We start from the raw sequence: 11,787 nt of genomic DNA on the forward strand, positions 1-11,787 counted from the left end.
TTTACGCATAAAGTCATGGGGGTATTAAGTTATTTCTTTCATTTACAAATTTAATAATTCTCTTGGCTTTATGCTATTTTGCTAGCACATTACAAACATAGGAACTAATTTGCATAAATTTCTCTTTGTTTTATACTATGCGCGGTATGTGTCCTGCATGCTGTGACGCATATACAAAATGCACACTTAAAGTATAGCATATTCAAGGTTGGTTTGTTACCGGACGGATAGAATATCCATCACACCGTTCCCCTCCTCGAGCAATCCAGCAATTTCCATCATTATCAAAATAGAAACAACTGGCATGCTCAGGTTCATCTTTGTTTAAAGTACTGCTCCAATATAAGCTACTTTGATGGAAGGTGCCCGAAACCGTATCCCATTCACTCCATCTGATTTCTGTCCCATTCCGAGATGGACTATATGGGAAAAACAATGTATTACCATTTATATTACTCGTAAATAAACAGCCTTTCACACCATTTTGCGTAATCCATTCCACCGTACAATTTCGGTCTAAATCGCTTAATTCACCACTCGTTGGAATACGCCAATTTCCTCCCCACATAGCACGCGCCACATCATATTCCGTTCCACTAATATCAGCAGGAGGTGTTGCACTGGGATACTCATCCAAATTTTCAGATATTTTTTCCCCTGTCGGGTCAGCCCAACCATAAAGTCCGCCATAATCTTCGGGAGAAGAAGCACCCAAATTGCAGGTAGACCAATACAAAGGCTTACCATTTTCTCCATCAAATCCCATGTAAACGGCTTCGCCTGCAGAAGTATCTGGTACTAGATTTTCCGTTCGGCTCACCACGATAGGATACGTATATTGCTGACCAGCCTCCCATGAATAAGTGGAAATAACCGAACCTTCAGATCCATGATTAACGTTAGCCGACAAGGGGAATTCATATTCCTTCCCATCAATTGTTAAAATAACACCAATACCGCCTCCATGCCATACATTGATTTGTAATGATGAATAAAAAACAGGAAGTAACAGAATATCTATATTTTGTGCTTTTGAGGTATTTATAGTACAATTTACCGGTATTTCAACGAAATAATCTTCTTCACTTGTTATTTTTCTCTTTTCGCCTGTTTTGATACTCATTTTTCCACTGGTGGCAATTTTGGTATCCCGTTTCGTAGGTTGTTCCCCTACATATTGTCCCATATAATACATCAATTTATTTTCTATCCGCACACGGCTAATCACTCCTTCTCCCACATCGTTCAATCCTTTCGTAACCGCAAACGTCAATCTTGTCAAGGCATGATTGAAACGAATATTTGCCGTTGTGTTGTTGATGCTAACTCCTTGGCAACTGCCTTGTAGATAGTCAATCTGTTCAGGAGTAGTTGTAGGATTCAGATAGATATCAATAGAATCCGTAGCATTGGCATTGTACGGATAATAAGCATATACGATAGCTTCATCTTCACGCAACTCCACCTCCCGCTCCAATCGCCAGTCTGATCCAGTGTATATGGCACGTATATTTTGACTGTTTCCTGTATAATCGTGCCCATCCACCGTAGTTACACAGATACCTATTTCATCGCCTTGTTGGAAAGTTGTACCTGTGATAACTCCACGCGAATCTGCCACGCTGGTACGTATTTTCAGCAGGTTACTTTTCTCTTGAATGACGGCATTATCTTCCTCCTGGCTGCACGAAGCGAAACCTATCGCCCCTAACATAAGCAACCCTATTCCGACTATGGTCTTTATTGATTTCATAACTAAATCTGTTTTAATTATTCTACATAATTATCATCACCTACAGTGATTCCTCCTTGCATATTGTTTTCCCACGGAATAATTTCTCCTTCAGATATTTTCAATCCATGATTGGTAATAACCAACTCATAAGTATACTCATGTCCAGATTCCCAAGAAATATCTTCAGAGAAATCAGATGAAAAAACTTTGTTATTACCACACAACAATTGTACAAAAGCGTTTCCTGCACTGAACTTAGTAGGAACCATAAATGTCTCTACTACCTGCGCATCAGTACTCGGACGAATAACACAATCCAACCATACGCCATCATGACTATTATATATAGGTGTAAGTGTATTGGTAGTCATGTTCACATGTCCTGCCCAAGGTATGGCTTGATAACGATCATAAATTACCGGATTATTATTATTACCTATTACAACCGTATTTATCGTTTCGTCCAACGAATATCCATCTTCTATTGTTATGCTAAAGTTCACCTTTGCCATCACATGATTCAAGTAAATATCTGCTTCACGATTAGAACTATTCAAACCTTCACACGTACCATACATATAATCAATGCCATTATAAACCACAAATTCCCACGGATTGGCTTGTTGCTGATAAGGCCAATACGCTATCAACGCCGCATCTCCTTCTGTATAATCTGATACTGGCATATTCCATACTTTATTTGTAAAATCATAAGAAACCATCAAATTATTTTGCCAAATATCTCCCTGCAAATTGCCATGCAATAAGAAACAGCCAAGAGGAATTTCATTTACAAAATCTGTCTGATTCCCTCCCCAAGGAGTATAAGTAACGGAATTAAGAGACAACTGCGACCAATCCAAGGTAGTAAACGATACAATATTTCCTTGCACTTCACTTTCTCCAACCACAGCACAAAGTTGAGCATAATAAGTCGTTCCAGGCTGCAAATCACCAAGCCCGCAATAATATTCCCAATCTGCCGGATTATCACTTCCTTTAGGATCAATTTCAGCATAGTATCGTTGCGCATCAGCCATATTCGCAGAGGTAGAGATTAGAAAATAACCAGCCGCCTCAACACTAATTCGACCTGTTACAAATATATAATCTGAAGAGACATCCACCTCGTTTGTTATGACTTCAATTTCCGGTGTCGGTTCAGGTTCCGCCCCATCATAACCACCTAACCGGTAATAATAATAAATGATGATGTAATCGCCATAAAAACGGTAGATAATGAAAACGTGCTCGGTAAGCTGGAAAATATACCAATGATAATCATCATAATGAAACGAAGGACCGCTTCCGTCGTATTCTCCACTACTTCCACTACCCGGACCAGGTTTATCTCCTTCGTCTACATTCCATACGAAATCACCTCCGCCTGTGCTTCCACCCGGACCGCTTCCACCTTGAGACACATCAATTGTACTATCATCATAGATATTCATCCACGGCATTTCGCCCGGAGATATCACTTCGATTACCTCTCCAGTATTCGGGTCGGCTATTTCTCCTCTGTTCGGCTGCCATGTGCCGACAATCATCTGTGCCAGACTCGGCTGTCCGTCTTCTATCACAATGGTTTCAATGCCGTCTTTATTACACGCAGACATCAATACAGCCAGCAATAAAAACGCAAAGCTATTTATTATTGCATTTATCTTTTTCATAATCTTTCCTCCTTAACTTATTATTCGGTAATTTCAAATTCTACACGACGGTTCATCAGCCGCCCTTCCGGAGTATCATTGGTCGAAATAGGACGCGTCATTCCGTAATATTCATACGACAAATGACTGGGTTCTACACCCGCTTTCAACAAATAATTGTAAACGGCCTCCGCACGTTTTTTCGAAAGTTCCATATTGTAATCGGCATCACCAACATTGTCCGTATGCCCTCTTACAACCACATGAATCGGCGTATTCTTCATCAAGCGCACAATTTTGTCAAGATACGGATACGACTCTTTCTTGATGGTACTCTTATCAAATTCAAAATTAATGATGTCTATCGCACAAATGGTCTTACCTGTAATAGACTCGCCCTTACCCAGCAATTCCATAATTTCCTCCAATGTATAGCAAGGCTTTTCTTCCACCACCGGTTTTTCTTCCACTACTACCGGTTCGGGTACATATACAGGTTCTACGACTTTCTTTTTAGGTGTCCGTTTAAAGATACTCAACGGCACAGAAAGCGAAGCGGTTATCTCAAGTCCCTGCAATTTCCGGTTACCACGGATGTCATACCAGAAACGATTAACAGCAATAGCCTCTCCACTCTTTTCCATATCACTGTAGGTATCGGTAAACCCATACTGATAATTGGCTTCCAAAGCAAACTGCAAACGTTTGCCTCCGTTCAAATGAATGGGTATTTTCACTCCGGCTCCTACTGCACCGGCAAAATAAGTGTTTGCCATATTGGCTTCAGAAACATCCACTTTATAATCCATACCATGTTCGGTGAGCGATATATCACCGCCACGCACAAAGCCGACAACCGGAGCCACATACACATACGGACGTACGCTTTGATAATCACCAAAATTAAAAATCAAAGGCAGACGCACGTCTACATATTTCGCCTTCAATTTATAATCCAAATCACTGTCGCTGATTTTAGTCCCTCGCGAAAGCCAGTCCACTTCTGGACGGATAGAAAACAAACGGTTCTCACCGAACTCAAATTCAGCAAAAACCCCTCCTACACCACCAAATAGCATTTTCGGGTCACGATTTTTCAACTCGGAATACTTAGCCCACGAAAGCCCCATTCCTCCTTTTACACCGAAATAAATCCGATCGGCCGACATTTGAGAAAACGCCGATAAGCCTAGGATAGAAAACACTGCCAAAAACAAAAATTTTCTGCTCATCATATCTTTCTCTTTTTATGATTTTTATAAATATAGAGAGATTCAAGATATTATACAAACCTTCATTTCCAGCTTTTATCACTATATACACAAAAAAGAAGTCCAAACGGACGAAAAGCAGACTTATGCTGTAAAAAAAAGTAACAACAGTCTACCAATAAAACACCAGGAGCGTATGTTGACGGACAGAGAGACAGATTGATTTTTTTTGAATCGAATGAAGGATTCACCAGAGAATGAGAAATATTCTCCAATTCTTTCTATTTTTGCAGGCGAATAACAAACTATTAACACCAACTTTATGAAATATGTAATCGTATCCGACATCCACGGCTCTTTGCCCTGCCTGCAACAAGTAATGAAATTCTATGACGCAAACCAATGCGACGTACTTTGCATCTTAGGTGACATACTGAACTATGGTCCACGCAACAGGATTCCCGAAGGGCTGGACCCTAAAGGCATTGCTGAATGCCTCAATCATTTTTCGGGGTCAATCATTGCCGTCCGAGGCAATTGTGATTCGGAAGTAGACCAAATGCTACTTGATTTTCCGATACTTTCCGACTATGCCTTAGTAGCAGACAACGGAAAATTCCTGCTTCTGACACACGGACATCTATACAATGAAAACCGTTTGCCTAAAGGGAAATATGATGCTTTGTTCTACGGGCACACCCATCTGTGGCAACTGGAAAAACAAAATGGCATAACAATATGCAATACTGGTTCTATAACCTTCCCCAAAGGAGGGAATCAACCCACATTCGCCACTTATGAAAATGGAGTCATCACTCTCTATCATCTTGACGGTACAAAACTAAAATCACTGGAAATCTGAAAAAGACAAGAAAGACATCTCTTACCGAGCAGCATTGAAAATAAAGACAGACAAGACAAAATATGCTGCCTCTCTGTAAGAGAGTCTTTCTTTAATATATTTTATAACGCTTATATATCTGTAGTTGTCAACGCATATATATTACAACAGCAAAGCAAGTATATTCATTTCACCCTACACACATTACGAACAAACATTCTTACGTAAGAATCTTCTAATCTCTGCTCTTTCCCAATGGAATAGACAACCCGATGAAGGCATTTACCGCTTTCGAGCTATTCCCAAAATACATATAGTCAGTACCTAAGAACAATGCTCCCAATTTCAAGGCAAGACCAAAAGACTTTCCTCCCGCCTGAATCGGAGAATAACTGGCAGCAATATTAAACCAGTTTTTCGGCCGGTAGGTGGCCGAGAATGTCAGTTCATTCAAGGTCTTAGGTTCAGCAAAGCGTGCGGTATATATAGCACCAACACTCAACTTATTATCCAGCAAACCATACTCACCTGCCAACAGGATAGTAGACGCCAACGTAGTCTTGGTATCTTCTGCAGCCTCTTTGTCTTGCACAAAATTGAAACGATCCATACTCAAGAAGTCTCCATCCAGAAAATCCTGATAATTGCTGCCTGTCACTTCAAAAGAGCCGTTAGCAGGTGCAGCTACTGTAGTTTCGCCTTCTTTCCATTTAATGAATCCTAAATCAAGTACAGCCGCTGATACGGTCAAGTTATCCCATACCTTGTAACTGGCTCCCAGGTCAATACCGAATCCTGCACCCGCTATGCCAAAATTGCTTCCGTCTATATCGAACCCATCAATCTGCCCCGTAGTTTCATCAAAACTCAAGCCTCCACCTTTCATTGTCGTGGAGACACGTGCATTAACCGTGGCACTACCATACGTCTGATAAGGATTCAGTTCCGTATAATCACCGTTTGTCAGTGCGTCATCCACATAAATATCGAAATTGTCAACAGCCATTTCGGCACGTGCTATCCCCAACAGCACTTTCACACGTCCACCCACAGAAAGTTTCTCGGTTATCTGACGGGAATATCCCAAGCCGATTTCGGCATAAGCATTCAGATTGAAGTTCATATTCGAGAAGCTACCATTGATATCTTCTGTATTATTTACCCTACGCAAGTATTCAAACATAGACTGGGGAATAGATGCTCCTACATCAGCACGTAAACCGACATTTACATTCCAGAAGCCCTTCCCCGCATACCAACCAAAAGAAAGGACATCGGTTTTGAGGTTTACATTCAGACGGTTGTCTGATTTCAACCGGCTGTACAAGTCATCATTTAGAAATATATCTTCTCCCGAATCAAGAACATCCACAATGTCGTTGATGCCCAACACATTGGAAGACGTACCGACATTGAATGACCCTAAAACCGGTATATTAAAATATCCTCTCATTGGTTGTAATCCTGGATTCAATTCCAACCTTGAGCTAGTACCTTCCATAAAATAGGATGTCCGCAAATACTGGGCATGCACCGTCATACCCAATAAAAGACCACCTGCCACCAACCAAACTCTTCTGTTTAAAAATCCCTTCATAAATATGCTCTATCGTTAAATGTTTCTACAAAAATAAAAAAATAGCCATTACCAACAATTTCACAAAAACGGGATTTTACAACTATCCTATCTGTTTCGTGAGCTAAATGCACAAAATTAGCCACTATATGGTCAAAACTTATAGCTGATAAAATCGTTCGATCATTATTTTCTTATATTTTCGGGATATTAATAACTCCTCGGCAGCATTAAAAGGCGGATACATGATACAACGGTTATCCTGCACCATAATCAGGTAATGCATATTGATGATATACGATTGATGAATCTGTATGAAAACCGAATCGTAAGCACATAACTGTTCTGCCGTCGTACTCCGACGCAACGCCAGGAATGTACCATCGGTCAAGGCTGCTTCCCATATCTTACGGTTCGATAAATAACGGAAATACCCGATTTCGGATGCACGCAAAAAACGCAAGTCCCCAGTAGGAGTCATTACCATAAACGGCCTGTCTTTTAATAAAGCGGCAACATTGCCTACATCACTTTTCACATTTTGCTCATATAATCGTGACATAACCATCTGCAATTCACTCGAATCAACCGGTTTTTGCAGAAAATCAAAAGCAGCACTACGCAATGCGTCAATCACATATTTATTATATGCCGTATAAAATACGACACGCATATTCCATGTAATCCGGTCACGCAAGCGGGCAAGTACATCCATCCCGGTCATATCTGGCAATTCCACATCCAGGAACAACAAATCGGGTTTTGTCTTTTCTATTACCTTCAATCCGAGACTTCCCGTTCGTGCAGTCCCTTCTACCGACACGTAAGAATAACGCTGCAATTCGAACGACAAATTATCAATGGCACTTTCCTCATCGTCTACAATGACTGTTCTAAATATCTGTTCCATAAAAGGGTTTCTTTTGTTTCTTCAATTCAAATGAATAATCTACTGGCAACCGAAAATAAACTTCACATCCGGTTTCATGCGATGCCATCTCTACATTATTTATATGCATCACAATCGGACGACGATTGTAAGCGTTCAACAATTGGAGTGTCCTGGTAATAACTTTCATACCGGTCCCTGTTCCAGAGGCACCACTTCCGATACGATACCCTCCTCCATTGTCACGGATAAATATTTCTATTTCATCGGTGTGTTGACAAATATGTATGCTTAACCGCTTTGGCCCCACCTTTGTACGCAAGCCATGTTTGATGGCATTTTCTATTGGAATCTGCAGCAGCATAGCAGGTATCTTCACATTGGTCTGATTGATTTGGGGATCCACTTCGACGGTATAGACAAAATCGGGCTGCAAAGTCTTGCTTTCCAACTCCACATAAGTCTGCACAAAATCCAACTCGTCACGTAATGTAACAGAAAGGCTATCTGCCAATTCCAAATTACGACGTATCAGTTTAATCAACCCGTTCAGGTTAGTATCCGACTCCGCAACCCGATTCGCCTTCACTTCCCGATTCAACACGTTGAAAATAAAATGTGGAGAAATACGGTTGCGAATATTCGCCAAACGCAACGAAGTGATGGCCGTACGCAAGTTGCTTTCTACTTTGGCACGTTTCTTTTTACGATGTAAGAAAATAAAAAAGCCGCACATACCTGCTAGCACCACCACCAGCGAACCACCATAAAGCCATTGGTTCAGGCGCAACACTTCATTTTCTTTTTGTTGAATAAACATTTCTTTCTTCATCAGTGTACTATCGCGCTGATAACGCAATGCTATAGATGCAACCCTCATCCGGATGCGTTCATTACGGGTAGAATCGTCTATTCGGTTATTTTCCTTCAAATAATAATATGCTTGCCTGAAATTACCGCTTTCCTCAAAATAATGCTGCAAGTAACGGTTCCGTATATGCAACATATTAGGGTCGATAACATCAGGTTTTACAGCTTCTTGCAAACGTTTCCTTGCCAAAGGCAAATCTCCTCTTTTCAAAGCCAGTTCAATCAGCTGGGTATCTATGTAATAAAGAGCAGAAGTGTTTTCCATCTCCTTGAAATAAGCATAGCACTGATTCAGGTAATAAGTTGCCGAATCCGTCTGATTCATCAGCAAAAAAACCGCTCCTAAATTCACCATTGTCATATTCCGTTCAAATTTCATATCCGGATACTGGTTGACAAACACCAACAACCGGCGGAAATAATCCAATGCTTTCGGATAGTCCTGCCGATAATAATAAGAATTTCCCCGGTTATTCAAATAAATATGCTTCTCATAAGGTTTCATTTGAGCGAAATATTTTCCTGCCAAATCGAAATAATAGTCGCAACGGTCGAAATCCCGCAAATTCATATTGACTTGAGCAAGCCCATAATAAATCGGGAAACGTTCCTCATCGGGCATGCGCAACGAATCAGCCAATGCCAAAGCCCTTCTGTACCAATACGAACTCCAGTCATATCTGCCTTCGCCACTATATGCATCTGCCAAATTCAACGCAACATTCAGCAGTTTATAAGGCTCATCCACACGCTCGCAAAAATCATACGCTCTCCGAAACGCCATTCGTGCTGAGTCAAAAACAGTCGTACGTGCATACAAGTTGCCCTTCATATTTGCGACTTCTGCCGATAAAATCCAATGCCGCTTACTGGACACATTCGTTTTTTTGCAGAAATCCGTAGCTAAACGCAACAGGCATTCTACCGAATCTGTTTCCGATATAAACATCTTTGCCTTTGCCTTAAGGGTAAGCATTTGATAATACGTAATGCTGTCCTTCAGCAAAGGCAAGATACTATCGACTTTTTCACATACAAAAACAGGATTATCACTTAACGTATCTTCCCATTGCGCAAACAAAGGCGCATAGCAATCTACATTTTCCACCTTTTTCTTCCTGACACAACTTCCTGCCAATCCTCCCCAAAGGCAACTTATTATCAAAACTATCACTATTTCACGATTCATATCTTTTCTTGTCTTGCCAAGACAAATGTATGTAAAAAAAGTATACATAGCAAAAATAAGTTGCATAAATTACACGAGCAAACAAGGAATTTCGTATTTTTGGAATAAAAATCCAAACATCATAAATAACGGGAAATATGAAAACACTATCTAACGACAAAATCAGTATCCAAGTAGCCGATCATGGGGCCGAACTGGTAAGCATCGTTGCTAATGAAACAGAATATTTGTGGCAGGCAGATCCTCGGTTCTGGGGACGTCATTCGCCTATATTATTCCCTATTGTAGGACGGGTATGGAACAATTCTTACCGCCACAAGGGAAAATCATACGAATTAGGGCAGCATGGATTTGCACGGGACATGGATTTCCAGCTGACATACGAAGAAGAGAACGCCCTCATTTACAGTCTGGAAAGCAATGAAGAAACACTGAAGAAATACCCCTTCACATTTGTACTGGAAATTGGCTACCGGCTAAAAGGGAATCGCATCGAAGTAATGTGGAGTGTTCAAAATACAGGAAACGAAAACATGTATTTCCAAATAGGCGCACACCCTGCTTTTTATTACCGTGACTTCGACACAGTTACCCAAGAAAAAGGGTTTCTCGACTTCGGTAAAGACAAAAAAACATTAGAATATATCTCGCCAACAGAAAAAGGCTGTACATCAAACGAACGACAAAGCCTGACACTAAACAATGGAATGCTGGAACTAACTCCTGCCACTTTCCAATGTGATACCTACATGTTTGATAATAGCCAACTGAAAAAAATCACACTGACAGACAAATCCAAGACTCCTTACCTTAGCGTAGAATTCGACAGCCCACTGGTAGCCATCTGGTCGCCTTCTGTATCCCATCCCGATGTTCCTTTTGTCTGCATTGAGCCATGGTACGGACGTTGTGATTCTGTCGGATACAAAGGAGAGTTTAAAGACCGTGAATGGATGCAGACCCTGGAACCTGACAAGAGTTTCGATGCCAGCTATTCCATCGTACTGGAAGATATAAAGTAATCAAAATTTTTCTTTATTATAATGATTATCTTCGTTTACGACCATACATTCGAAGGCTTGCTTACGGCTTTGTTTGATGCATACGTGCGCCGGACATTTCCCGACAAACTTTTGCATGAAACAGAGCCTCTTCCTTTATTTTATAATGAACTTTACCGCGTCACCACCTGTACTGAAAAAGCGGAACGGGTATGGAAAGCCTTGTGTAGAAAACTATCGAAACAAGCTACAGCACTCATCACCTACTGTTGGTTGTCTGAAGCCTACGAGGCTCCTATGCTCTTGATGAAATATATGAAACAAATATTCGATTCAAAACACTCTATTACTACCGATTTCACCAACCCTGTAACATTAGCTGTTACACAACTTGGAAGAAAAGTAAGCGGTGAACGTCACCGCATCCTACAATTCATGCGCTTTCAAAAACTTGCCGATGGCACATATTTCGGCATAATAGAACCTCTGTATAATGTGCTATCATTAACCATCAGGCATTTTCAAGACCGTTTTGCCGACCAACACTGGATTATCTATGACGCACGCCGGCATTTCGGTTACTATTACGATGGCATACAAGTGAACGAAATCGCTTTTACAAATGTCCATCAGCCTGCTTTATTGACCGGAAAAGTTGATGAAAATCTACTTGACAGGGAAGAAAGACTATACCAGACACTTTGGAAAAACTACTTTCACTCCATCTGTATCCGCGAACGCCTTAACCCTGTCAAACATAAAAAAGACATGCCTGTCCGCTATTGGAAATTCTTGACTGAAAAGAATTAACCATACCCAC

9 protein-coding genes are annotated in these 11,787 nt (G+C 40.8%); 3 read left to right on the forward strand and 6 right to left on the reverse strand.

Features of this window, described 5'->3' with window-relative positions; genetic code table 11:
* Positions 1–202 precede the first annotated feature (202 nt).
* The 3 genes from B5F71_RS01830 to B5F71_RS01840 are packed head-to-tail and all read right to left on the reverse strand — an operon-like array spanning position 203 to position 4,625.
* Positions 203–1,753, reverse strand: coding sequence for a fimbrillin family protein (locus tag B5F71_RS01830; protein WP_087207379.1), 1,551 nt, complete (start codon positions 1,751–1,753; stop codon positions 203–205).
* Positions 1,754–1,770: 17 nt separating this feature from the next.
* The gene (locus B5F71_RS01835; protein WP_143269833.1) at positions 1,771–3,411 is read right to left on the reverse strand and encodes a fimbrillin family protein; all 1,641 of its coding nucleotides are present in this window, start codon (positions 3,409–3,411) and stop codon (positions 1,771–1,773) included.
* A 20-nt stretch (positions 3,412–3,431) separates the two neighbouring features.
* A complete protein-coding gene (locus tag B5F71_RS01840) occupies positions 3,432–4,625 on the reverse strand; it encodes an OmpA family protein (RefSeq protein ID WP_087207382.1) in 1,194 nt (397 codons plus the stop codon).
* A gap of 298 nt (positions 4,626–4,923) precedes the next feature.
* On the opposite strand from B5F71_RS01840, the gene yfcE reads away from it, so the two are divergent.
* On the forward strand, positions 4,924–5,463 hold the full coding sequence (yfcE, locus tag B5F71_RS01845) for a phosphodiesterase (protein ID WP_022040038.1): 540 nt from the start codon (positions 4,924–4,926) through the stop codon (positions 5,461–5,463).
* A gap of 214 nt (positions 5,464–5,677) precedes the next feature.
* Here the strand turns inward: yfcE and B5F71_RS01850 are convergent, their stop codons facing one another.
* The 3 genes from B5F71_RS01850 to B5F71_RS01860 form a co-directional block, all read right to left on the reverse strand.
* A complete protein-coding gene (locus B5F71_RS01850) occupies positions 5,678–7,039 on the reverse strand; it encodes a DUF5723 family protein (protein WP_087207383.1) in 1,362 nt (453 codons plus the stop codon).
* Between the two features lie 139 nt (positions 7,040–7,178).
* Positions 7,179–7,928, reverse strand: a complete 750-nt coding sequence (locus tag B5F71_RS01855) for a LytTR family DNA-binding domain-containing protein (protein WP_087207385.1) — start codon at positions 7,926–7,928, stop codon at positions 7,179–7,181.
* Positions 7,912–9,966 (reverse strand): tetratricopeptide repeat protein, encoded by a 2,055-nt coding sequence (locus tag B5F71_RS01860; protein ID WP_087207387.1) that lies wholly within the window; start codon positions 9,964–9,966, stop codon positions 7,912–7,914. Before B5F71_RS01860 ends, B5F71_RS01855 begins: the two co-directional genes overlap by 17 nt.
* Before the next feature lie 137 nt (positions 9,967–10,103).
* Between B5F71_RS01860 and B5F71_RS01865 the strand changes: the two genes are divergently transcribed.
* Positions 10,104–10,988 carry an aldose 1-epimerase family protein gene (locus tag B5F71_RS01865; protein WP_087207389.1) on the forward strand — a complete coding sequence of 295 codons (885 nt, stop codon included), beginning with the start codon at positions 10,104–10,106 and terminating at the stop codon, positions 10,986–10,988.
* Positions 10,989–11,009: 21 nt separating this feature from the next.
* Positions 11,010–11,777 carry a TIGR03915 family putative DNA repair protein gene (locus B5F71_RS01870; protein WP_087207390.1) on the forward strand — a complete coding sequence of 256 codons (768 nt, stop codon included), beginning with the start codon at positions 11,010–11,012 and terminating at the stop codon, positions 11,775–11,777.
* Positions 11,778–11,787: the final 10 nt, after the last annotated feature.

This window comes from Bacteroides sp. An269, from assembly GCF_002159755.1.
Classification (GTDB): domain Bacteria; phylum Bacteroidota; class Bacteroidia; order Bacteroidales; family Bacteroidaceae; genus Phocaeicola; species Phocaeicola intestinalis.